Source organism: Mycolicibacter algericus DSM 45454 (assembly GCF_002086455.1).
GTDB classification, from domain to species: Bacteria; Actinomycetota; Actinomycetes; order Mycobacteriales; family Mycobacteriaceae; genus Mycobacterium; species Mycobacterium algericum.
Genome location: NZ_MVHC01000010.1, coordinates 83482 through 107360, shown reverse-complemented (window position 1 = coordinate 107360; position 23879 = coordinate 83482). Strand labels below are relative to the sequence as shown.

Genomic DNA, 23879 nt, shown 5'->3' with positions numbered 1-23879 from the left:
CGGTCGCTGTTGCCCCGCTGAGCGACAACCGGGGCCGTTCCCGAAGTCTGCTGATGCGGTGCGGATGTGACGCGCGGGACGCCTGATCCGCCCGGCTTGACGGTTGTCGGTGGGGAAGTGTTCACTCGGGCCTATCGAACACAGTTTCGAACTGAGGCGAGTTTTCCCGGAGGCGATCATGACGGCGGCGGTGGACTTGGGGCAACGTCCCAGCAGCCCTGAAAATCGAGCTGACCAGCTGGAACAGCTGCGCCGGCAGATGGCGGCGGTGGCCGGGAAAGTAGGCGCCGGGCGGCGGGGAGTGGTCTCGGCTGCTCCGGCTGCCCAGGCTTTCGAGGCCGCGCTGCCGGTCCCGCCGCTGCTGGCCGGGGTGCTGCCCGCGGGATTGCCGCGGGGCACGGTGGCGGTGCTGTCGGGAGCCCGCTCGTTGACGCTGGGCATGGTGGCCGCGGTGACGGCGGCCGGCGGTAACGCGGCCATCGTCGCCCAGCCGGACACCGGCCTGCTGGCCGCAGCGGAGATGGGCGCCGATCTGAGCCGGCTCGCGGTGATCCCCGACCCCGGCAACGATCCGGTAGAGGTGGCCACGGTGCTGATGGACGGCATGGATCTGGTGGTGCTCGGCCTGGGCGGCCGCCACGTGCCGCCGGCGCGCACCCGGGTGGTGCTGGCCCGGGCCCGCCACCGGGGCTGCGCCCTGCTGATCTCCGGCGGTGACTGGCAGGGTGCGGCGCTGCGGCTGGACGCCCGGGTGAGCGGCTACGAGGTGGCAAGCGGGGGCTGTGCGGCGCGCCCGGGCTTCGGGCGGATCGGCGCGGTGCGGCTCGAGGTGCGGGCGCTGCAGGGCGCGGTCGGACGAACCAGGGCCGGGTAGCTGGTCTTCTCATGGCCGACTCTCGAGTGCTGGCGCTGTGGTGCATGGACTGGCCCGCAGTCGCCGCGGCGGTCGCGGCGGGTCTGCCGGCCACCGCGCCGATCGCCGTCACCCTGGCCAACCGGGTGATCGCCTGCTCGGCGGGTGCCCGCGCGGCCGGGGTGCGGCGTGGGCTGCGGCGCCGTGAGGCGGCGGCCCGCTGTCCGCCGCTGCATGTGGTGGCCGCCGACACCGATCGCGATGCCCGGCTGTTCGAGCCGGTCCTGGCCGCGGTCGACGACCTGGTGCCGGCCGCCGAGGTGCTACGGCCCGGTCTGCTGGTGGTGTCGGTGCGCGGTGCGGTCCGGGCCTTCGGCTCCGAGGAGCAAGCCGCCGAACGCCTCGTCGACGCGGTGGCCGCCGCCGATGTCGAATGCCAGGTCGGGATCGCCGATGGGCTCTCCGCCGCGGTGCTCGCGGCACGCGCCGGCGCCGTGGTGCCACCCGGGGGGGACGCCCGGTTCCTGTCGGCGCTGTCGATCCGGCAGCTGGCCGCCGAGCCCAGCCTGTCCGGCCCCGGACGCGATGGTCTCGTGGACCTGTTGTGGCGGTTGGGGATCCGGACCATAGGGCAGTTCGCCGCGCTACCACGCCCGGACGTGACATCGCGGTTCGGCTCCGATGCGCTGACCGCGCACCGATTCGCCCGCGGCGAGCCGGAGCGCGGGCCGTCCGGGCGGGGGCCCACTCCGGATCTGGACGCCGTGCTGCACTGCGATCCGCCGATCGACCGGGTCGACGCCGCGGCGTTCGCCGGCCGGTCGCTGGCCGGCGTGCTGCACCGCACCCTGATGGCCGCCGGCGTCGGCTGCACCCGACTGGCCATTCACGCCGTCACCGCCACCGGTGACGAGTTGACCCGAGTGTGGCGGTGCGCCGAGCCGTTGACCGAGGACGCCACCGCCGACCGGGTGCGCTGGCAACTGGACGGCTGGCTGAACAGCCGCGCCACCTCCGACCGGCCCACCGGCCCGGTGACGCTGCTGCGGCTGCAGCCGGTGGAGGTGGCATCGGCGACCGAGGCGCTGCAACTACCACTGTGGGGCGGGCTCGGTGAGGAGGACCGGTTGCGGGCCCGCCGGGCGCTGGTGCGGGTGCAGGGCCTGCTCGGCCCGGAGGCGGTGCGGGTGCCGGTGCTCTCCGGTGGCCGTGGCCCCGCCGAGCGCATCACCTTGACCCCGCTGGGGGATGAGCCGGTGCCGCTGGCCGACCCGCGCCAGCCGTGGCCCGGCCGGCTCCCCGAGCCCTCGCCGGCGGTGCTGCTCGATGATCCGGTGGAACTGCTTGACGCCGAACGAAACCCGATCCGGGTGACCGGCCGCGGATTGTTCTCGGCCGATCCGGTATGGCTGGTGGCCCGGGGGCGTGATGAGCGGCTGCGCTGGTGGGCCGGGCCCTGGCCGGTCGACGAGCGGTGGTGGGATCCGCTGCGGGAGGGGCCGGGGGCAGGGCGCACCGCCCGGGTTCAGGCGCTGCTGGACGGCCCGGCCGGCGCGCCCGGTGCGGCGCTGCTGCTGTGCTACCGGCTGCGGCGGTGGTACCTGGAGGGCAGCTATGAGTGACCCGGCTGGGCCTTCGCACGTCTCCTTCCCGGCTTTCTTCGCCGAACGTGTACTCACTGCGAAAAAACTCGCCCCGAATCGCAGTGGTTACACGCTCGGCGGGGTCCGGCGGGCCAACGTGCCGATTCGCTGCACGAGCCGGTCGAAGAACGCCGCCGGGTCGACGCCCACGCCGATCAGCGCGTTGGGCTGGCGCGCGTTCCAGTCGGGAATCGTGCGCCCGCGCTCCGCCTCGGGTGTGAGCACAACCCGTATCGCGGCCGGCCGGGTGGTCACCAGGCCGGGTTCCAGCGCGACCGCCGCGGCCAGCGGATCGTGCAGATACGCCAGGTACCCGTGCCCCCGGGCATCGTGCGCCTCGAAGTAGAACCGCAGTGCGTCGTGGAGCAACCGGACCACCGGGCTGTCCGTCGGAGCCGGCAGCAGTGCCAGGATCGCCGGGGTGATCGCGATGCGCTGGGTCAGATCCAGCCCGCATACCAGTGGAAGCCGTTGCGGCGCAACAGCCGCCCACGCCGAGAACACCTCGGCGGCCGCCTCGGGATCGAACCCGATGTTGAACTCGGCCCGGTCGGCCCGCTCGCCGGAGAACACGCCGCCCATGATCACCAGCCGGCGTAGCAGCGTGGGCAGTGCGGGCTCGGCCCGCAGCGCCAGCGCCAGGTTGGTCAGCGGGCCGGTCACCAGCCCGACCAGCTGCCCGGGGTGTTCCCGCGCGGCGGCGGCCCACGCCGCCGCGGCGTCGTATCCGGTGAGCCGGCCGCTGCCCGGCGGCAGCTCGGCATACCCCAGTCCCTGCGGCCCGTGAATGGCCTCCGCGGTGCGGACCGGTCCGTTCAGCGGTGCCTCGGCGCCCCGCGACACCGGAATGCCGCTCGCCCCGCACAACTCCAGCAGGGCCAGGTTGTTGCGGCAGACCTGTTGCACCGCAACGTTTCCGCCGGTTGCTGCCAGACCCACCAGCCGGGCCCGCGAGTCGGCCAGCAGGTAGACCAGCGCAACGGCGTCATCGACGCCGGTGTCGACGTCGGCGAAGACCGGCAGCGTCACGACCGCACGATCACCAGTACACGCCCGGCACCAGCCGGACCGCCCGCTTGACCGGACGGGGCACCCGCACCCTGGTGATCGCCCGAGCCGGCCGCTTCGGCCTGCGGGAGGATTGCCGAGGTGGTTGCGCCGCAGTGGCCGGTGCCACGCCGCGCGCGGCGGCCGAGTCCGGGTAACCCAGGTAGACCTGGTGCAACACCCGGCGCGCCAGCCCGGGAAGGACGTAATTACCCGCCTCGGCCAGGGTGCCCAGCGGGGTGTCGATCCGGTCCGGCTTCTCGATCAGGCCGCGGACCACCATCGCCGCCGCGTGCTCGGCGCTGATCGCCCCGACCGGCAACAGCTTTCGCGACGGCGCGATCATCGGGGTGGCCACTAGCGGCATGTGGATGGTGGTGAACGTGATGTGGTCTGAGAGCGTCTCGGTCGACACCACATCGGCGAACGCGTCCAGCGCGGCCTTGGTGGGCACATAGGCGCTGTAGCGGGGACTGTGCGCCAGCACCCCTTCGCTCGACACGTTGACGACATGCCCGAACCGGCGTTCTCGCCAGTGCGGCAGCAGCGCCAGCACCATCCGCACCGCGCCGAAGTAGTTGACCGCCATGGTGCGCTCGTAGTCGTGCAGCCGATCGGTGGAACTGGCCACCGAGCGGCGAATCGACCGGCCGGCGTTGTTCACCAGGTAGTCGACGTGGTCGAACCGGCCCAGGATGTCCTTGACGGTGTGCTCCACCGACGCCGAATCGGTGACGTCGCAGCTGAACGCGTGGGCCTGCCCGCCCGCGGCGCGGATCTCGGCCACCAACTCATCCAGCGCCTCGCCGCTGCGGGCCAGCGCGAAGACGACACCGCCGCGCTCGGCGACGGCGATCGCCGAGGCCCGGCCGATGCCGCTGGACGCCCCGGTGATGACGACGTGGCGGCCGACCAGTGGTCCGGCCGGATCACCGCGGCGGGCGCGGTCGGGATCCAGCTGCTGCGCCCAGTATCGCCACAGCCGAGGCGCGTACTCGGCGAACCGCGGGACCTCGATACCGGTTCCTCGCAACGCGTCCCGGGTGGCGTCGGCGATGAATGTCGGCCGCAGGTTCACCAGGTCGAGTACCTCGGCGGGCAGGCCCAGCTGGGTAGCGACCATGTTGCGCCACACCCGCGCCCGGCCGCCGACGTTGAGCACCGGGGCCGCTACCGCGCCGGGCAGCTTGGCGCGCAGCGGCGGGAGCCCCGCCTCGGCCGCGACGGCCCGGTAGATGTCTGGCAGCCCAATCGATTTCGGCGCCGTCAGGTGGAAGGTACGCCCGTCATACCCGTCGGCGTGCATCAACTCGACGAGCGCGTCTACCACGTAGTCGACCGGGACGACATTGGTGCGTCCGGTGTCGGGCACGGCCATCGGGGTGAGTCGGGGTAGCGCCGCCAGCCTGGCCAGCAGCGGGAAGAAGTAGTACGGGCCGTCGATCTTGTCCATCTCGCCGGTGCGCGAATCACCCACCACCACCGCCGGGCGGTAGATCCGGTAGCGCAGCCCCGGCGTCGAGCGCACCAGCGCTTCGGCCTCGAACTTGGTCTGGTGATACGGCGTCGGCAGCGCCTGTCCGATGTCGAAGTCGGCCTCGGTGAACTCGCCGGCGTAGTCGCCGGCCACCGCGATCGACGACACGTGCGCCAAGGTGGCATCGAGCCGCTTCGCCAGCCCGATCACCGCGCGGGAGCCCTCGACATTGGCCGCCTGCTGTTCGGCCGCGCCGGCGGTGATGTCGTAAATCGCCGCACAGTGCAGCACGTGATCGATGCTGCCGAGCTCGTCGATCACCGTGTCGGTCAGCCCGAGGTTCTCCGCCGTCAGGTCGCCGACCAGCGGCTTTACCCGCTCGCCCCAGGCTTGGCCGGGTTGCGAGGCCAGCGCTTCGAAGCGGCCCAGCGACTCGCGGCGCACCAGCACCCACACCTGCGCGTCGGGTTTGGTCGTCAGCAGACGGGACACCGCCCGTCGCCCGATGAATCCGGTACCGCCGGTAACGACATAGCGCATCCGGTCATGGTGGCCTGTCACGGCCACCACGTCAACCGTGCGCTCAGAACGCCCGAATTCCGTCCCAGTCCACCAGCTTCCAGCCGGTGCTCGGGCTGCCCTTGATCACCACCCGGCCGATGTTGGGCAGCGGGTGGTCGGTCATCAGCTCATCCCGCGGGTTCCTGACGTTCATCAGCGTCCACGCCATGATCGACGCCGAGTGCGAGAACGCCACCGGATTGGCGTCTCCGCTGTCATAGATCCGCTGCACCGCGGCGCTGAACTCGTCGTTGAACTGGTTGCCGTCGATCGAGCCGGGTATGGCCGCGGTCCGGTCACCGTGAATCCAGGCCTGCGGGGCGAGCAGATAGGTCGCGTTGACCACCGTGTTCTGCTTGTCGGCGAACCAGCCCGCGTCGATCTCCCGCAGCCCGGGCAGGATCTGCACCTGACGGCCGAGTTCGCGCGCCAGCGGCGCGGCGGTCTGCTGGCTGCGCGCCATCGAGGAGGCGTAGACGCCGTCGTAGTGGTTGCGCGACAGCTGATCCACGATCTCCTGAGCCTGCGCGCGGCCCTTCTCGGTCAGCCCTGGGCCGGGCACCGTGGTGTCGATGATCCCGGCGGCGTTGGCTTCCGATTCGCCATGGCGGATCAACGTCAAAGTGATGGTGCGGGTATGCGGTGTCCCCGAACAACCCCCGAGCACCAGGACTGCGGCGAGGGCGGCGGCCAACATCGCGAACACCGTGCCGGTGCGATTCCAGATACGCTTCCCCATGGCGACAGCCTGCCGTGTCGGGGGTGCCGACGGGGCCGGTTCTGCTGAAATGGTGGGGCGTATCCGCCCACGATCGCGGTGAGGAGAACCCATGGCACTGGATCCGACAGCCGTCGGCGCGACGACCGATCCGGTGCTGGTCGAATGGACCGATCGCGACACCATGCTGTATGCGCTCGGCGTCGGCGCCGGGACAGCCGACCTAGCGTTCACCACCGAGAACAGCCACGGCATCCCTCAGCAGGTGCTGCCCACCTTCGCCGTGGTCTGCTGCCTGGGCTTCGCGGCCGCCGGCAAGATCGGCACCTTCAACCCGGCGATGCTGCTGCACGGCTCGCAGGAGGTGCGGTTGTTCGCGCCGCTGCCGGCCGCCGGAAGCCTGCAGGTGGTCGCCGAGGTCGCCGACATCCAGGACAAGGGCGAGGGCAAGAATGCCGTGGTGATGCTGCGGGCGCGCGGCACCGACCCCACGACCTCCGAGCCGATCGCCGAGACGCTGACCACTCTGGTCATCCGCAAGGCCGGTGGTTTCGGCGGGGAGCCGGGGCAGCGGCCGGTGGCTCCGCAGATTCCGGATTCCGAGCCGGATGCGCGCGTGGCTTATGCGACCCGCGAGGACCAGGCGCTGCTGTATCGGCTCTCCGGCGACCGCAACCCGTTGCACAGCGATCCCTGGTTCGCCACCACGCTGGCCGGTTTCCCCAAGCCGATCCTGCACGGGTTGTGCACCTACGGCTTCGCCGGCCGTGCGCTGGTTGCCGAACTCGGCGGCGGCGACGCCGAGCAGGTCACCGCGATCACGGCACGCTTCACCGAACCGGTGTTCCCCGGCGAGACGCTGACCACCTCGATCTGGCGGACCCAGCCGGGTAGGGCGGTGTTCCGCACCGAGGCCGCCGGCCCCGACGGCGCCAACGCGCGGGTGGTGCTCGACGACGGTGCCGCGGAGTACCGGGGCTGACCGCCCGTTGGGGACTTCCGTCCCTTCCGTAACGTTCCGGGGCTTGATCGGATGTGGCCATGGACGCGTACACGGCCGCTGAGAACGCGCAGCCAGGCAGTGAGTATCTGGAGTTCCCGGAGCTCGATGACCGTGACTTTCAGAAGTTGGCCCACGCCCGCGTCGGCAAGCTCATCAAGATGTTCATGCCCTCGAATCACCCGCCGGTACTCGAGCTGATGGTCTCGATCTGGGTGGACGGCCTGGCCACCGGGCTGCGGATGGCCGGCGAGGACGCCTAAGGCTCTCAGCGCACGGGCTACGGGCGCGGGGGCCGCAGCACTTTCATCGCCAGTCGCATCACCGGATCGGGGATCCGGTCCTGCATCGCCAGTGCGGCACTGGCCGCGCGGGTGCGAACCGGGGTGCCGCGGCCGAACATCCGGTTCAGCGGGCCGCCGGACGGCTCGATCTCGACATGCAGCGGCGGAGCGCCCTCCGAGGCGCCCAGCGCCTGCGAGATCACGATCCGCTGTATCTCGCTGGTGCCCTCGAAGATGGTGTACAACTTGGCATCTCGATACCACTTCTCCACCGGGTGATCGGTGATGTAGCCCCAGCCGCCCAAGGTCTGAATCGCGCGTTCAGTGGCCCGCACCGCGACCTCACTTGCCGCCAGCTTCGACATCGACCCCTCGCCGCGGCCGAACGCGATCCCGTTGGCCGCCATCCACGACGCCCGCCAGGTCAGCAGGCGCGCGGCGTCGATCGCGGTGGCGAGCTCGGCCAGCGGAAAGGCGATGCCCTGATTGTCGATGATCGGGCCGCCGAACGCGACCCGCCGGGTGGCGTAGCCGGTAGCGTATTCCGTTGCGGCGCGGGCAATGCCGATGGCCTGCGCGGCGACCATCGGCCGGGTCTGCTCAAAGGTGCCCAGCGTCGCCGACCTCGACGACGTGCCGCCCGCAACGGCTTCGCGAGCCTTGGCGAGCTTGTGGTCGAGCTTTTCCTGCCCGCCCAGCAGATTGGCCTGCGGTACCCGGACGCCATCGAAACGCAACTCGGAGGTGTGCGACGCCCGGCAGCCCAGCTTGTCGAGTTTGCGCACCAACTCCAGGCCGGGGGTGCCGCCGGGCACGATGAACAACGCCTGCCCGCGATGACCGAGATCTTCGTCCACGACGGCGTTGACCACGTGCACGTCGGCGATGCCGCCGTTGCCGATCCACATCTTGTGCCCGTCGATCACCCAATCGTCGCCGTCGCGGCGGGCCGTGGTGCGCAGGTTGCGTACGTCGCTACCGCCCTCGGGTTCGGAGATCGCCAGGGCCGCGAGCTTGAGGTCACCGGGCGTGCCGAAGCATTCCGGCGCCCACTCCAGCAGCTGCTCGGGGGAGGCGGCCTGACCGATCGCCGAGAGCGCCAGCGCCGGCATCACGATCGCCAACCCGATTCCGGCGCAACCCCAGAACAGCTCCTCCATGAACATCGGCATCGACAGGCCCGTCGAGTCCCCGATCAGATCCCGGTAGAACAACGGGCTGTAGAAGCCCTGCTGGGCGGCTTCCTCCAACACCGGCCACGGGAACTCCTGCCGCTGGTCGTAGTCGAGGGCGACCGGACGGATGACGGACTCGGCGAACTGATGGGTGCGGCGCGCCAGATCGTGCTGCGCCGCGGTCGGCCTGAGATCGAAGGTCATGGGCGGGAGTTGCCCGTTCGCCGATCGGCCAAACGTCCCGCTACCCGGCGCCGAGCCTGCCGGCCAGCCGCGCGGTGAACTCGACAACCCGGGCCGGGCTGTCCAGTGCGAACCGGGCCGCGGTGGCGCGGTCGCCATCGTCACTGTGCCGCACCAGGATTCCGGCACCCGCCAGATCAGCGACCGCGTCGAACGCGTCCTCGTCGGTGATGTCGTCGCCGAGGAACAGCGGTGTCACTGTGCCCAGCCGCTCCAGAATCCAGTGCAGCGTGCGGCCCTTGTCCCAGTCGATCTCCGGGCGCAACTCGATCACCTCGCGACCGGTCGTCACCCGCAGCCCCAACCGCCGCCCGGCGTCGCGCACCGCCGCCATCACCTCGCCGACCCGATCCCGGGCCGCGTTGCGGTAGTGCACCGCGACGGCGAATCGCTTGTGCTCCACCACGACTCCCGGTATCGTCCCGATCTGCTCGCGCAGCGACGCGGCGGCACCGGCCAGCACCGGCACCGCGTCGGCGGCGGCGTCGTTCTGATGGTGGGCGCCGTCGGGCCCGGTCAGCTCGAAGCCGTGACTGCCCGCATACCAGATCCCGGCCAGGCCCATCCGCGCCCGCACGTCGTCCAGGTCCCGCCCGGACAGCACCGCGACCGGGCAGCGGGCGGCCAACGCGGCCAACGCCTCCACCGCACCGGCGACCGGCCGGGCCGCGTCGGGATCCTCGACGATGTCCGACAGCGTGCCGTCGAAGTCGAAGAACACCGCCGGATCGGTGAGCTCGCTCAGCTCCGGCGCGGTCATCGCGTCGGCCAGCGCCGACATCGGCCGATCACCGGTACGCACCTCGATCTGGCCCGGCTCGGCCACCACCGCGTCGCCGCCGTCGGTTCCCACGCCGACGACCAGGGCGAAACCCGCACCACGCGCGGCGGTTACGTCCGCGTCGGAGTCGGTGAGCACCACGCTGCGGCCCGGCCGCACACCCAGCCCGGCGGCAGCGGCCACCAGCTGCGCGCTCGACGCCACCGGTTGCGTGCGCAGCCCGGCCTGCTGCAGCCGTCGGATCAGGGCCTTGGTGAGTGCTTCAGTGTCGGCGTCGAGACAAAACAGCACCGCGTCGTGCCGCCGCGGGTCGATCGTGATGGGCAACTTCTGGTCCGCCTTCCTCCAGCTGGACGCTTGGCTGGTCACCACGGTGTCATACCGCTTAGCGTGGAGGGGTGAACCCTGCAATCCTGGTCGGTGTCGACGGATCGCCGTCGTCGAACGCCGCGGTCGAATGGGCGGCCCGCGCCGCCGCCCTGCACAACCTGCCGCTGACGCTGGTCCACGTACTGGCCCCGCCGGTGGTGATGACGTTCCCCGAGACGCCGATGCCGCCGGGCTACACCGAGTGGCAGCAGGAGCAGGGCGAACGCCATCTGCGGGAAGCCGTCGCAATCGCCGAGACGCAGGGCGAGAACCTGCGGGTCGACGCCCGGATCGTGGTGGGGTCGACGGTTCCGATGCTGGTGGACGCCACCCGCGACGCCGCCAGGCTGGTGGTCGGGTCCCGCGGCCACGGGCTGCTGCGCCGCAGTCTGCTCGGCTCGGTCAGCTCGTCACTGGTGCGGCACGCGCACTGCCCGGTCGTGGTCATCCACGAACCCCACCCGGACAGCGACCCGCACTCCGACACCGCGCCGGTGGTGGTCGGCATCGACGGCTCTCCGGTGTCGGAGGCCGCCACCGAAGTGGCGTTCGCGGAGGCGTCGTTGCGGGGGGTGGAACTCGTGGCGGTGTACGCCTGGCACGACAGCGGCATGCTGGATTTCCCCGGCATCGACCTGGCCGCGATGGCATCGGACGGGGAGTTGGCCCTGGCCGAGCGGCTGGCGGGCTGGCGGGAGCGCTATCCCGACGTCACGGTGCGCCGCGTGGTGGTTTGTGACCGGCCGGCCGACCAACTCATCGAGCAGTCCAAGCAGGCCCAGCTGGTGGTGGTGGGCAGCCACGGCCGCGGCGGCTTCACCGGCATGCTGCTGGGCTCGGTGAGCCAGGCGGTGGTGCAGTCAGCGCACGCGCCGGTGCTCGTCGTCCGCCCGCAGAAGTGACGCCCGCGGTCAGTCGCGGCCGACGGACACCGGGGTCGGCGCAACCTGCTGGGCGATCGGGCTGGGCCGCGTCCACACCCGCTGCGGCCACCAGAACCAGCGGCCCAGCAGCGCGGCGATCGACGGCGTCATGAACGAGCGGATCACCAGGGTGTCGATGATCAGGCCCAGGCCGATGGTGGAGCCCACCTGTCCGATCACCCGCAGGTCGGAGACCAGCATCGACATCATGGTGAACGCGAACACCAGACCGGCCGAGGTGACCACGGAGCCGCTGCCGCCCATGGCGCGGATGATGCCCGTCTTGAGCCCGCCGTGCATCTCCTCTTTCATCCGGGAGACCAGTAGCAGGTTGTAGTCCGAACCCACCGCCAACAGGATGATCACGCTCATCGCCAGCACCATCCAGTGCAGATGCAGTCCGATGATGTGTTGCCAGACCAGCACCGATATCCCGAATGAGGTGCCCAGCGACAACAGCACGGTGCCGACGATCACCGCCGAGGCCACGATCGCCCGGGTGATCAGCAGCATGATGATGAAGATCAGGCACAGCGAGGCGATGCCCGCGATCATCAGGTCCCAGGCCGACCCGTCCTTCATGTCCTTGAACATGGCCGCGGTGCCGCCGAGGTAGACCCGGGAGCCCTCCAGCGGGGTGCCCTTGAGCGCCTCGTGCACGGCGTTCTTGATCGGCACGATGTGGCTGACGCCCTCCGGGGACATCGGATCGCCCTCGTGGCTGATGATGAACCGCACCGCATGCCCGTCGGGGGACAGGAACATCTTCATGCCGCGCTTGAAGTCGGGGTTGTCGAACGCTTCGGGCGGCAGATAGAACGAGTCATCGTTCTTGGAGTCGTCGAACGCCTTGCCCATGGCGTTCTGGCCCTCCATCATCTTCTCCATCTGCAGTTGCAGGCCCTCCATGGTGGACTGCATCTTCAGCTGGGTGGTCCGCATGTTCTCCATGGTCTCGATCATCGGCGGCATGATCTCGAGCATCTTGGGCATCAGCCGAGCGAGGTTGTCGATGTCGGGCAGCACCAGCTCGAAGTCCTCGGTCATCGCGTCGATGCCGTCCATCATGTCGAAGATGGACCGGATCGACCAGCAGATCGGGATGTCGAAACAGTGTGGCTCCCAATAGAAGTAACTGCGCATCGGGCGCCACATGTCGTCGAAGTCGGCCATCTCGTCGCGCAACTTCTGGATGTCGCCGAGCATGATGTGCATCTTTTGGGCCATGGCGTCGGTGGTCACCGACATCTCCCGGGTCACTTCCAGCATCGCCTTCATGCTGTCGACGGAGACCTGCATGTCCTCGCCCATTTTCAGCATGTTTCGCATGCTGTCGAGCTGGTACTTCATGTTCAGCTGCTGAGTGGTGCCCTGCATGCTGATCGCGAACGGGATCGTGGTGTGTTCGATCGGGGTGCCCAGCGGCCGGGTGATGGTCTGCACCCGCCCGACGCCCGGTACCTCGAACACCCGCTTGGCAATTCGGTTGATGACCAGGAAGTCAGCCGGGTTGCGCAGGTCGTGGTCGGCCTCGATCATCAGCAGTTCCGGGTTCATCCGGGCCTGGGAGAAGTGCCGGTCGGCGGCGGCGTAGCCGATGTTGGCCGGCACGTAATCCGGCATGTACTCCCGGTCGTTGTAGTTGGTCTCATACCCCGGCAGGGTGAGCAGCCCGACCAGGCAGACCCCGGTGGTGGCCACCAGCACCGGCCCCGGCCAGCGCACGATCATCGCGCCGAGCCGCCGCCAGGCGCGGATCCGCATCGCCCGCTTGGGCTCGAGCATCCCGAAGCGGCTGGCGACTGCCACCACGGCGGCGCCGAAGGTCAGCGCCGCGAACGTCACCACCACCATGCCGATCGCCAGCGGGACACCCAGTGACTTGAAGTAGGGCAATCGGGTGAAGGACAGGCAGAAGGTCGCACCGGCAATGGTCAGCCCCGAGCCCAGGATCACGTGCGCGGTGCCGTGATACATGGTGTGGAACGCCGACTCCTTGTCCTCGCCGAGCGCTCTGGCCTCTTGATAGCGGCCGAGCAGGAAGATCGCATAGTCCGTCGACGCGGCGATGGCCAGCGTCACCAGCAGGTTCACCGCGAACGTCGACAGCCCGATGATGTTGTAGAAGCCGAGCACGGCCACGATGCCGCGCGCGGCGCTCAACTCGAACACCACCATGCCCAGCACCAGCAGCACCGTGCCGATCGACCGGTAGAAGTTCAGCAGCATCACGATGATCACCGCGAACGTCAGCGCGGTGATCACCTTCAGGCTCTTGTCGCCGGCGATGTGTTGGTCGGCGTTGAGGGCGGCCCCGCCGGTGACGTAGGCGTGCACGCCGGGCGGTGCGGGGGTGTCGGCGATGATCTTCTGGACGGCCTTGACCGAGTCGTTGGCCAGCGTCTCGCCCATGTTGCCGGCCAGGTAGACCTGCACGTAGGCGGCCTTGCCGTCCGGGCTCTGCGACCCCGCCGCGGTCAGCGGGTCACTCCAGAAGTCCTGGATGTGCTCGACGTGCTCGGTGTCGGCCGCCATCTTGGCGACCAGCTCGTCGTAGTACTTGTGCGCCTCATCGCCGAGCGGCTGGTCGCCTTCGAGGACCACCATCGCCGAGCTGTCGGACTTGAACTCATCGAAGGTCTTGCCGATGCGCATCATCGAGATCATCGACGGGGCGTCTTTGGGGGCCATCGATACCGCGCGCATCGCGCCGACCTCGTCGAGTTGCGGCACGATGACGTTCACCACCACGGTGATGGCCACCCAGATCAGAATGACCGGCACCGCCAGCCGGCGGATCCATGTCGCGATGGCGCCGCGGTGCGGCGGCTGCGCCGCCGGCAGCGTTTCGGTCGGGGTGTCGTCGCTGATGTGTTTGCTCATCCTGATTTCACAATGCAGAAGGTCTGGGCGCTCACGGGGCTGCTGGAGACGCGTTCGTCCTTGAGCTCGCCGTCGATGGTGACCCGGCAGCCGATGGTGCTGCCATCACCTTGCGCGACGATGTTGGGGCTCACCGCCGGGTTGGTGGTCGACAGGGTCAGCGACCACGGCAGGCTGGCGCCGTCGACCCGCTGCGGCGTTGCCTCCAGGTCCAGATAGTTGATGTCGGCGTAGGTCCCGTCCGGACTGAAGATGTCGTAGACCACCACCTTGGGGTGGAACGGCTTGGTGTCCTCGAACGGCGCGGCGCTGCTGCCGCTGTCATCACCGCCGAAGTAGCCGCGAATGCGATGCACGACGAACCCCCCCACCAAGAGAACCATCACGATGAGCAGGGGTAACCACGTGCGTCTGACAACGCCGAACATGAAAGCAGTGGGCCTTTCGCATCGTGTCGGAACCTGACACAGATTAGTGCATCAAAGTTCTTTTTCACACTCCACCCAAGCGTCTCGTACATATGTTCGATAGATTGTCGGGTATGGGCTGGGGAAGCGGCCCGCCGAGCTGGGCGGAAATGGAGCGAGTGCTCGATGGTAAGCCTCGTCACACCCGTGGTGTGTCGGCTGATCGCGAGCCCACGGAGCCGCGGCCCGAGCGCCCGCCGCCGCGCGGCCCGACGGTTCCCTATGCCGAGTTGCACGCGCACTCGGCGTACAGCTTCTTGGACGGGGCCAGCACCCCGCAGGAGCTGGTCGTCGAGGCCGCCCGGCTGGGCCTGCGGGCGATCGCGCTGACCGACCACAACGGGCTATACGGGGTGGTGCGGTTCGCCGAGGCGGCCGCGGAGCTCGCCGCCGCGGGGCAGGAGATCGCCACCGTTTACGGCGCCGAGCTGTCGCTGGGGCCGGGCGCGCGCACCGACGACCCGGACCCGCCCGGCCCGCACCTGCTGGTGCTGGCCCGCGGCCCGGAGGGCTACCGGCGGTTGTCGCGGCAGATCGCCGCCGCGCACCTGGCCGGCGAGAAGGACAGGCCGCGTTTCGATCTGGACGTGCTGACCGAGGCGGCCGACGGGCACTGGCACATCCTGACCGGATGCCGCAAGGGCCACGTCCGCCAGGCGCTGGCCGCCGGCGGGCCGGATGCCGCGGCCACGGCGCTGGCCGACCTGGTGGACCGGTTCGGGGCCGCGCGGGTCAGCGTCGAGCTGACCCGGCACGGCGATCCTTACGACGACGAGCACAATGCGGCGCTGGCCGCGCTGGCGCCCCGGTTCGGGGTCTCGGTGGTGGCCACCACCGCTGCGCATTTCGCCGGGCCGTCGCGGGCGCGACTGGCGATGGCGATGGGGGCGATCCGCGCCCGACAGTCCCTGGATGCCGCCGCCGGCCGGCTGGCCCCGCTGGGCGGTTCGCATCTGCGTTCCGGCGCCGAGATGGCCCGGTTGTTCGCCGCGCACCCGTCGGCGGTGCCGGCGGCGGCCGAGCTCGGCGAACGATGCGCGTTTCCGCTGGCGCTGATCGCCCCGCGGCTGCCGCCGTTTGCCGTCCCGGACGGACACACCGAGGACAGCTGGCTGCGGCGGCTGGCCCTGGCCGGCGCCGAACAGCGCTACGGCCCGCCCTCGGGTGCCCCGCGTGCTTACGCTCAGATCGAGCGTGAACTGGAAGTCATTGCGCAGCTGGGCTTTCCGGGCTACTTCCTGGTGGTGCACGACATCACCCGGTTCTGCCGGGACAGCGACATCCTGTGCCAGGGCCGGGGGTCGGCGGCGAACTCCGCGGTCTGCTACGCCCTCGGCGTCACCGCGGTCGACCCGGTGGCCAATGAGCTGCTGTTCGAGCGGTTCTTATCCCCGGCCCGCGACGGCCCACCCGACATCGATATCGACATCGAGTCGGATCGGCGCGAAGAGGTGATCCAGTACGTCTACGACAAATACGGCCGCGACCACGCCGCCCAGGTCGCCAACGTCATCACCTACCGGGGCCGCAGCGCCGTGCGGGACATGGCCCGCGCGCTGGGTTACTCGCCGGGGCAGCAGGACGCCTGGAGTAAGCAGCTGGGCCGCTGGGGCTCATTGCACCGCGCCGAAGACGCTGATATCCAAGGTATTCCCGGCCCGGTGATCGACCTGGCCACCCAGATCGCCGACCTGCCACGGCATCTGGGTATCCACTCCGGCGGCATGGTGATCTGTGACCGCCCGATCGCCGACGTGTGCCCGGTGGAATGGGCGCGGATGCCCGGCCGCAGTGTGCTGCAGTGGGACAAAGACGACTGTGCGGCCATCGGTTTGGTGAAGTTCGATCTGCTGGGGCTGGGCATGCTCTCGGCGCTGCACTACGCGATCGACCTGGTTGCCGAGCACAAGGGCATCGAGGTGGACCTGGCCGCGATCGATCTGTCCGAACCGGCGGTGTATGAGATGTTGGCCCGCGCCGACTCGGTGGGGGTGTTCCAGGTGGAGTCGCGCGCGCAGATGGCCACCCTGCCGCGGCTGCGCCCGCGGGTGTTCTACGACCTGGTGGTGCAAGTGGCGCTGATCCGCCCCGGGCCGATCCAGGGCGGGTCGGTACACCCCTACATTCGCCGCCGCAACGGCGTCGACCCGGTGACCTACGAGCATCCGTGTATGGAGCGTGCGCTGCGGAAAACCCTGGGAATTCCGTTGTTTCAAGAGCAGCTGATGACGCTGGCGGTGGACTGCGCCGGTTTCACCGCGGGGGAGGCCGACCAGTTGCGGCGCGCGATGGGATCCAAGCGGTCACCGGAGCGGATGCGCCGGCTGCGAGACCGGTTCTATGACGGCATGGCGCAGTGCCACGGCATCACCGGTGCGGTGGCGATGAGGATCTACGAGAAGCTGGAAGCCTTCGCCAACTACGGGTTCCCGGAGAGCCACGCGATGAGCTTCGCGTCGCTGGTATTCTACTCGTCCTGGTTCAAGCTGCATCACCCGGCAGCGTTCTGCGCCGCCCTGCTGCGGGCGCAACCGATGGGCTTCTATTCGCCGCAGTCGCTGGTCGCCGACGCCCGTCGGCACGGGGTCGTCGTGCACGGCCCGGACGTCAACGCCAGCCTGGCGCACGCCACGCTGGAGGAGGCCGGCCTGCAGGTACGGCTCGGGTTGGGGGCCGTCCGCGGTATCGGTGTCGACCTGGCTGAGCGGCTGGTGGCCGATCGTGCGGCCCATGGCCCGTTCGCGTCGATGCTGGATCTGACTGCTCGGGTGCAACTTTCGACGCCGCAGGCCGAAGCGTTGGCGACCGCCGGGGCGTTCGGCGGATTCGGCATGTCGCGCCGCGAGGCGCTGTGGGCGGCCGGCTCGGCAGCGGGACAACGGCCGGACCGGTTGCCCGGGGTGGGAGTGTCCGGCTGCGATGGGCACACTCCGGAACTGCCCGGCATGAGCGAGATCGAGCTGTCGGCCGCCGACGTATGGGCCACCGGGGTCTCGCCGGACAGCTTCCCGACCCAGTTCCTGCGCGCCGACCTCGACGCGATCGGAGTCATCCCGGCCACCCGGCTGGCAGGCGTCCCCGACGGCACCCGGGTGCTGGTGGCCGGCGCGGTGACGCACCGGCAGCGGCCGTCGACCGCGCGCGGGGTGACGTTCGTCAACCTCGAGGACGAGACCGGGATGGTCAACGTGTTGTGCACGCCGGGGGTGTGGACGCGGCATCGCCGGCTGGCGCAGACCGCCACGGCACTGCTGATCCGCGGGCGGGTGCAGAACGCCAGCGGGGCGATCACCGTGCTGGCCGAGCGACTGGGCGCCCTCGAGTTGGCGGTGGGGTCGCGCTCTCGGGACTTCCGGTGACGCCGGGCTGTCCCGCGCCGGCCGATTAGGCTCTGCAGAGTATGCATGCGGTCGGTCGAATCAGCGGAATTTGGCGCTACCCGGTGAAATCCATGGGCGGACAGCGCGTCAGCACCGCCGGGGTCGGCAAACTGGGCCTCCACGCGGACCGGACGTGGGCGGTCCGCGACCTGGAGAAGAATGCGACCACCAGCGCCAAGCGCCTGGCGGGGCTGTTGTTGTGCACAGCGCGGTATGCGCTGCCGCCGCCACCGGAAGCCGGCCCCGGCCACGCGCCGGAGGTGCTTATCGGATTCCCCGACGGCAGCGAGATCTCCAGTTCCGATCCGGAAGTCCACGCCGCGCTGTCGTCGTACCTCGACCGAGACGTCGAACTGCGGCCGCTGCCACCGATCGAGGATCGCGATCAGTATCGCGGGCAGATGGCCAGCGCGGCCGATCTGCACAACTACTTCGGTCTCGACGCCGGCGAACCACTCCCGGATCTGTCGATGTTTCCGGTCAAGAAACTCGCCGAGCTGAGCCGCTACATCACCCCGGTCGGCAGCTATGTCGATGCCTATCCGGTGCACGTGATCACCGAGCAGACCCTGCGCACGATGACCGGGCTGACCCCGGGTTCCGACTTCGACGTTCGGCGCTTTCGCCCCACGATCTTGGTGGACGCGGCTAGCACTTCCGGGACTTCCGACCATCCGGAGACCGACTGGTGCGGGGGCACATTGCACGCGCCGCTGGCCGCCCTCAAACCACTGCTGCCCACCGTCCGCTGCGTGATGCCGTCGCACGCCCAGCCGGAGTTGCGCCGCGACCGGCAGATCACCCGCAGCATCGCCGCCCACACCAATCACTGCCTCGGCGTCTACGGAACGGTTATCCGAAGCGGGGAACTCCGCGAGGGCGATCCGCTTGATTTCGTCCCGTCAGATCGTTCGCTCCTTGCCGCCACCGCTGGAGCGGGCGCCATGCGGGTCAAACGCCTGCTGATGAAGGCCGGTACCACGGCGATCACGCGCGGTCTGAAACTCCAGCAGAATTAGCAGCTAGCCTGCACAGATGAACCTCAACTTGTCCGCCGACGAAGTCCTGACCACCACCCGATCCGTCCGCAAGCGACTCGACCTGGACAAACCGGTTCCGCGCGAGGTGCTGATGGAATGCCTGGAGATCGCCCTGCAGGCACCCACCGGCTCGAACGCCCAGGGCTGGCAGTGGATGTTCGTCACCGACCCGGTCCGCAAGCAGGCGATCGCCGACATCTATCGCGCCAACGCCCTGCCTTACCTGGACCGGATGAAGCCCGACTACGGCGAGGGTGATGTGCGCGGCGAGCGGATGGAATTCGTCAGTGACTCGGCCAGGTACCTGATGGAGAACATGCAGGACGTGCCGGTGCTGATGATCCCGTGCCTGGAGGGCCGGGTGGAGAACGCGCCGCTGGGGCTCAGCGCGTCATTCTGGGCGTCGCTGTTCCCGGCCGCGTGGAGCTACTGCCTGGCGTTGCGCAACCGCGGGCTGGGCTCCTGCTGGACGACGCTGCACCTGCTCGAGGACGGCGAGAAGCAGGCCGCCGACGTTCTCGGCATCCCGCACGACAAGTACAGCCAGGGCGGGTTGTTTCCGATCGCCTACACCAAGGGCACCGACTTCAAACCGGCCAAGCGGCTGCCGGCCGAGCAGGTGGCGCACTGGGACACGTGGTGATCGCACGCCGTTCGCCTCACACCCCGCCGGGGAAGCCGTGCTGGCGCCACGCCTCATAGGCCGCGACCGCGGCGGCATTGGACAGGTTCAACGAGCGCCGGCCGGCCAGCATCGGGATACGCACCTGCCCGGTGATGTGCGGGTCGGCCAGCGTCGCCGCGTCCAGCCCGTCGGGCTCCGGGCCGAACATCAGCACATCACCGGCCCGGTAGCACACGTCGGCGAACGAGGTGTCGGCGTGCGAGGTGAAGGCGAACACCCGTGCCGGCATCAGCGCCGCCCAGGCGTCGGGTAACGACGCGTGCACGGTGACCGCCGCCAGGTCGTGATAGTCCAGCCCGGCGCGGCGCAGTTTGGGTTCGGACAGATCGAAGCCCAGCGGCTCCACCAGATGCAGCTCCGCGCCGGTGGCCGCCACCATCCGGATCGCGTTGCCGGTATTGGGCGGGATGCGCGGTGAGTGGAACAACACTTTGAACACAACTGATGGTGGCACGTCAGCGTGGCAAACCGGATACGTCGGCGCGTCCGTCTCCAGGTCTAGCGACCGCTCACGAATACGGCCCGTAGTAGTCCCGGCACGGGGTGAAGACGTTCACCCAGCCCTGACCGCCGGGGCACCACCGCTGCACATCATGGGGCCGGTTGCCCTCCGGCATCAGCCGGCACTCGTTGACACCGGGCAGGATGCAGTCCTGCCCGTAGCCCGGTTCGGCCCGCGCCGGGGCCGTGAGGCCCAGCAGTCCCGCGCCGGCCGCAGCGACCACCGCCAGCACAATCCGACTCAGCCGTGTCATGCCCCGATTGTCCATCAGCTCACCGACACGTCATCGACAACGCTGTTCGGGGCAGTGGAGCAGCACCACCAGCCGGCGGCGTTCGCGGGACACGGAACCGTCTCGGGAGCTGTGCCTTTTCGGTTAAGGCTATGGTGATGGCACACGCAGACTGTCATACTCGTCGAATTGCCGACTGAAGTCGGCCCAGATCAAGGCGCGGTCTCACACCGCTGTCGGTTCAGCGGGTGCGATGTGCCGGAAGCTTGCGATGAATGAAGGCGCAAACGGTGAATTTCAGCCGAGCGGTCGGCGAACCGGCCGCCGAGCAGTGACGCTCTTCGACCACCCGGACGAGGTGGATCCCGCCCTCGACGGCCTGGCCGACCGTGAGAACGAATCCGCTGCAGCGGCGGTGAAACGTCCGTCGCGGTGGTCGGTGCGCAACTGGCCGGTGCGATGGAAGGTGCTGGCGATCGCGCTGCTGCCGATGCTGCTGGCCGGTGTCTTCGGCGGGCTGCGTATCTCCGGTGCGCTGTCGGAGGCCAACCGGCTTCGGCTGGTCGCCGACCGCGCCGAGATGATCCCGGCGATCACCAATTACATGTCGGCGCTGGGCGACGCGCTGGTGGCAGCCTCCTCCGACGGCGACGCCGAGGGCGCCCGGAAGAACTTCGAGAACCGGATGTACGAACTCCAGTCGCGGCTGTCGCACACCGACGTCGCGACCGACGTTCGCTCCGGGGTGGGCACGCTCATCGAGCGGGGCCAGGGCCTGCTGGACGCGGTGTCGACCGCCGGTTTGGGGCTGCGCGAGGAGGTGACCGGCTACGCGCCGATCCTGCTGACCGCCGAGGACGCCATCAACGGCTCGGTTCGGCTGGACAGTGAACGGATCCGGGCGCAGACCGAGGGCCTGAGCCGCGCCGTCGGCGCCCGCGGTCAGATGATGATGCAGGAACTGTTGGTCAACCGGGGCGGCGAGGTTCCCGACCCGGAACTGCGCAGCTCGATGATGACGCTGGCCGGCACCGAGCCCTCCACGCTGTTCGGGATGACCGAGGTACTCGGTGTCGACTCCCCGGACGCCAAGGCCCTGCAGCAGCAGCTGGTGACCCGGATGGCGATCATGTCCGATCCGGAACAGGTGCTGCCCAACAACCCGGTGCTGCGGGACTCGATCCGCACCACCGACCAGATCGCCGCACGGCTGATCGCCGAGAACACCGGGGCGGTGACCAGGGCGGTGGAGGAGCGCGCCGCCGATCGCCGCGCCGCCGCCATCCGTGACATCGCACTGGTGCTGGCCGCGACCATCGCCACGCTGCTGGCGGTGTGGCTGGTAGCGCGCTCGCTGGTGCGGCCGCTGCGCACGCTGCGAAACAGCGCGCTGCGGGTCGCCCACTCCGACCTCGAACACGAGATCGCGCGGGTGCGTGCCGGTGACGAACGCGAACCCGCCCCGTTGCCGGTCTACACCACCGAGGAAGTCGGTCAGGTCGCCCACGCCGTCGACGAGCTGCATGCGCAGGCGCTGCTGTTGGCCGGTGACGAGGCCCGGCTGCGCCGGCTGGTCAACGAGATGTTCGAGACGATGTCGCGGCGTAACCGGTCCCTGGTCGACCAGCAGTTGGCGCTCATCGACCGGTTGGAGCGCAACGAGGACGACCCGGACCGGCTGGAGAGTCTGTTCCGGCTGGACCACCTCGCCGCGCGGATGCGGCGCAACGGCGCGAACCTGTTGGTGCTGGCGGGGGCGCGGGTGCCGCACGAGCGGGGACGGGCGACCCCGCTGGCGACGCTGATCAGTGCCGCCGCCTCGGAGGTGGAGGGTTATCAGCGGGTGCGGACCGTGTTGGTGCCCGACGTCACGGTGATCGGCGCCGCGGCGGCCGACTGTGTGCACCTGCTCGCGGAGTTGATCGACAATGCGCTGCGTTATTCGGCGCCCACCGAGCCGGTGCGGGTGGTCGCCGGACTCGAGAACGACGGCGGAGTGGTGGTCGAGGTCGTCGACGTCGGTTTGGGCATGACCGACTCCGATCTGCGGATGGCCAACATGCGGCTGGCGGCCGGCGGCGAGTTCAGCCCGGAGAACGCCCGCCACATGGGTCTGTTCGTGATCTCCCGGCTGGCCCACCGGCACGGGATCGAGGTCCGGTTGTTCCCCGCGTCGCAGGGGTCGCGCGGTATCACCGCCGAGGTGTACCTGCCGCCGCACCTGCTGAGCTACCGGGAGACCGAGGAGCCGGCTCCGCCGCCGTACCACGCCGGCCCGAGCCACCCCGAGGCGTACGAGCACTACCAGCCCGACGAGCCCCAGCTCTCTGAGACGTATGAGCCCGCCGGGGCGCATGAGCGGTACGAGGCGCACGAGCCGTACGAGGACTCGCCGGAGTCCGGTCCCGGTCCCGTCGTTTCGCTGCTGCCGCGACGCACCCCGGGGTCCAGTGGCATCACCGGGATGCCCGCCGGGTCGCCGGTGCGGCCACCGGCCGAGGACGAGGCCGGCCGGGAGCGCCGCGAACTGCCGCAACCCTGGTGGGAGGCCGACGAGCAGGCCGCAGACCGACTTCGGGAACCGGCCGAGGACGCTTTCGCCGAACCCGAGCCGGTGATCGAAAAGTCTTCTCCGGCAGACACTTCGGCATACTTCGGCGCGCGGGCCCGGGTTCGCGGCGCCACCGGGGACGCCGGCCGCAACACCGGCAGCGACACCGACACGATCTATCAACGGATGCTTTCGGAGTCGCTGGGCAACGATCCCTACGAGCCGGGTCTGCGCGCCGACCTGGACTGGCAGTCGGTGTGGGATCGCGGCTGGTCGGTGGCCGCCGAGGTGGAGAACATGCCGGTCGCCGCCCACACCGAGCACGGCCTGCCGGTCCGCGAACCCGGCGCCCGGCTGGTGCCCGGCTCGGCCGAAGCCGAGCCGCCGCCGGCGGGTTCGGGCCCTCCGGCGCAGCGGCTGGACGACACCGGCGAACCGGTAGCATCCAACGGCGGGCCGGCCCGCGAGGCGCCGGAACGGGATCCCGCGGCGATCCGCTCCTCGATCAGCAGCCACTTCGGCGGGGTGCGCGCCGCGAGATCGCACGCCCGGGAAAGCAACTTCGAACACGACTTCGAAAACGACTTGGACACCGACCAGGGACAGAACCAGCAATGACTTTTCCCAGCGATCACAGTGACCAGCGGCGCGCTCCCGAAGGCTCGCTGGACTGGCTGGTGACCAACTTCGCCCGCGACGTTCCCGGGGTGTCGCACGCGGTCTTGGTGTCGGTCGACGGACTGACGGTCGCGGCCAGCGAGCACCTGCCCAAGGAACGCGCCGATCAGCTGGCCGCTGTGGCGTCGGGATTGGCCAGCCTGGCCACCGGGGCGGCGCAGTTGTTCGAGGGTGGCCGGGTGCTGCAGTCGGTGGTGGAGATGGAGCACGGTTACCTGCTGCTGATGCGGGTCGGCGACGGCTCGCACCTGGCGACATTGGCGAGCGCCTCCTGCGACATCGGCCAGGTCGGCTACGAGATGGCGGTCCTGGTGGAGCGGGTCGGCGCGGTGGTGCAGTCGGCGCGCCGGTCCGCGGCGCCGTCGCCGGGCGGCCGGTCGTGAGGGT

General features: G+C 69.8%; 19 protein-coding genes. 10 read left to right on the top strand and 9 right to left on the bottom strand.

Features of this window, described 5'->3' with window-relative positions:
• The first annotated feature begins 178 nt into the window (after positions 1 to 178).
• Both BST10_RS12200 and BST10_RS12195 read left to right on the top strand, forming a co-directional pair.
• Complete coding sequence (locus BST10_RS12200; RefSeq protein ID WP_083037965.1) at positions 179 to 874, top strand: hypothetical protein; 696 nt, start codon at positions 179 to 181, stop codon at positions 872 to 874.
• A gap of 11 nt (positions 875 to 885) precedes the next feature.
• Complete coding sequence (locus BST10_RS12195) at positions 886 to 2475, top strand: DNA polymerase Y family protein (RefSeq protein WP_083037963.1); 1590 nt, start codon at positions 886 to 888, stop codon at positions 2473 to 2475.
• 87 nt (positions 2476 to 2562) lie between these two features.
• Here BST10_RS12195 and BST10_RS12190 read toward each other — a convergent pair whose 3' ends face one another.
• Genes BST10_RS12190 through BST10_RS12180 form a run of 3 tightly spaced genes read right to left on the bottom strand, consistent with a single transcriptional unit; the run spans position 2563 to position 6320 of the window.
• Positions 2563 to 3525: a nucleoside hydrolase gene (locus BST10_RS12190; RefSeq protein WP_013830144.1), complete on the bottom strand. Its 963-nt coding sequence runs from the start codon at positions 3523 to 3525 to the stop codon at positions 2563 to 2565.
• A 10-nt stretch (positions 3526 to 3535) separates the two neighbouring features.
• Positions 3536 to 5560: an SDR family oxidoreductase gene (locus BST10_RS12185; protein ID WP_083037961.1), complete on the bottom strand. Its 2025-nt coding sequence runs from the start codon at positions 5558 to 5560 to the stop codon at positions 3536 to 3538.
• A gap of 43 nt (positions 5561 to 5603) precedes the next feature.
• Complete coding sequence (locus BST10_RS12180; RefSeq protein WP_013830142.1) at positions 5604 to 6320, bottom strand: histidine phosphatase family protein; 717 nt, start codon at positions 6318 to 6320, stop codon at positions 5604 to 5606.
• 91 nt (positions 6321 to 6411) lie between these two features.
• Between BST10_RS12180 and BST10_RS12175 the strand changes: the two genes are divergently transcribed.
• Entirely contained in the window at positions 6412 to 7281 is an 870-nt protein-coding gene (locus BST10_RS12175) for a MaoC/PaaZ C-terminal domain-containing protein (protein WP_083037959.1), read from the top strand.
• A 59-nt stretch (positions 7282 to 7340) separates the two neighbouring features.
• Positions 7341 to 7562 carry a hypothetical protein gene (locus BST10_RS12170; RefSeq protein WP_083037996.1) on the top strand — a complete coding sequence of 74 codons (222 nt, stop codon included), beginning with the start codon at positions 7341 to 7343 and terminating at the stop codon, positions 7560 to 7562.
• A gap of 17 nt (positions 7563 to 7579) precedes the next feature.
• On the opposite strand, the gene BST10_RS12165 is transcribed toward BST10_RS12170, so the two are convergent.
• Both BST10_RS12165 and otsB read right to left on the bottom strand, forming a co-directional pair.
• Positions 7580 to 8962 carry an acyl-CoA dehydrogenase family protein gene (locus BST10_RS12165; RefSeq protein ID WP_083037957.1) on the bottom strand — a complete coding sequence of 461 codons (1383 nt, stop codon included), beginning with the start codon at positions 8960 to 8962 and terminating at the stop codon, positions 7580 to 7582.
• Between the two features lie 40 nt (positions 8963 to 9002).
• Positions 9003 to 10109, bottom strand: a complete 1107-nt coding sequence (gene otsB, locus BST10_RS12160; RefSeq protein WP_083037995.1) for a trehalose-phosphatase — start codon at positions 10107 to 10109, stop codon at positions 9003 to 9005.
• A gap of 71 nt (positions 10110 to 10180) precedes the next feature.
• Between otsB and BST10_RS12155 the strand changes: the two genes are divergently transcribed.
• Positions 10181 to 11053, top strand: a complete 873-nt coding sequence (locus BST10_RS12155; protein ID WP_013830137.1) for a universal stress protein — start codon at positions 10181 to 10183, stop codon at positions 11051 to 11053.
• A 9-nt stretch (positions 11054 to 11062) separates the two neighbouring features.
• Here the strand turns inward: BST10_RS12155 and BST10_RS12150 are convergent, their stop codons facing one another.
• Together BST10_RS12150 and BST10_RS12145 are read right to left on the bottom strand one after the other, a co-directional pair.
• Complete coding sequence (locus tag BST10_RS12150; RefSeq protein WP_013830136.1) at positions 11063 to 13957, bottom strand: MMPL/RND family transporter; 2895 nt, start codon at positions 13955 to 13957, stop codon at positions 11063 to 11065.
• Positions 13954 to 14385, bottom strand: coding sequence for an MmpS family transport accessory protein (locus BST10_RS12145; RefSeq protein ID WP_041318576.1), 432 nt, complete (start codon positions 14383 to 14385; stop codon positions 13954 to 13956). The genes BST10_RS12150 and BST10_RS12145 overlap by 4 nt, the downstream gene beginning before the upstream one ends.
• A gap of 113 nt (positions 14386 to 14498) precedes the next feature.
• Between BST10_RS12145 and BST10_RS12140 the strand changes: the two genes are divergently transcribed.
• The 3 genes from BST10_RS12140 to BST10_RS12130 are packed head-to-tail and all read left to right on the top strand — an operon-like array spanning position 14499 to position 19487.
• Complete coding sequence (locus tag BST10_RS12140) at positions 14499 to 17783, top strand: error-prone DNA polymerase (RefSeq protein WP_013830134.1); 3285 nt, start codon at positions 14499 to 14501, stop codon at positions 17781 to 17783.
• A 41-nt stretch (positions 17784 to 17824) separates the two neighbouring features.
• On the top strand, positions 17825 to 18823 hold the full coding sequence (locus BST10_RS12135) for an MOSC domain-containing protein (protein ID WP_049792922.1): 999 nt from the start codon (positions 17825 to 17827) through the stop codon (positions 18821 to 18823).
• A gap of 16 nt (positions 18824 to 18839) precedes the next feature.
• Positions 18840 to 19487 carry a nitroreductase family protein gene (locus BST10_RS12130; protein ID WP_013830132.1) on the top strand — a complete coding sequence of 216 codons (648 nt, stop codon included), beginning with the start codon at positions 18840 to 18842 and terminating at the stop codon, positions 19485 to 19487.
• 16 nt (positions 19488 to 19503) lie between these two features.
• Here the strand turns inward: BST10_RS12130 and BST10_RS12125 are convergent, their stop codons facing one another.
• Both BST10_RS12125 and BST10_RS12120 read right to left on the bottom strand, forming a co-directional pair.
• Entirely contained in the window at positions 19504 to 19968 is a 465-nt protein-coding gene (locus BST10_RS12125; protein ID WP_013830131.1) for a tRNA (cytidine(34)-2'-O)-methyltransferase, read from the bottom strand.
• A 70-nt stretch (positions 19969 to 20038) separates the two neighbouring features.
• The gene (locus BST10_RS12120; protein ID WP_133054432.1) at positions 20039 to 20284 is read right to left on the bottom strand and encodes a hypothetical protein; all 246 of its coding nucleotides are present in this window, start codon (positions 20282 to 20284) and stop codon (positions 20039 to 20041) included.
• Between the two features lie 310 nt (positions 20285 to 20594).
• Between BST10_RS12120 and BST10_RS12115 the strand changes: the two genes are divergently transcribed.
• On the top strand, positions 20595 to 23432 hold the full coding sequence (locus BST10_RS12115; protein ID WP_013830129.1) for an ATP-binding protein: 2838 nt from the start codon (positions 20595 to 20597) through the stop codon (positions 23430 to 23432).
• Positions 23429 to 23875 carry a roadblock/LC7 domain-containing protein gene (locus tag BST10_RS12110; protein WP_013830128.1) on the top strand — a complete coding sequence of 149 codons (447 nt, stop codon included), beginning with the start codon at positions 23429 to 23431 and terminating at the stop codon, positions 23873 to 23875. The genes BST10_RS12115 and BST10_RS12110 overlap by 4 nt, the downstream gene beginning before the upstream one ends.
• Positions 23876 to 23879: the final 4 nt, after the last annotated feature.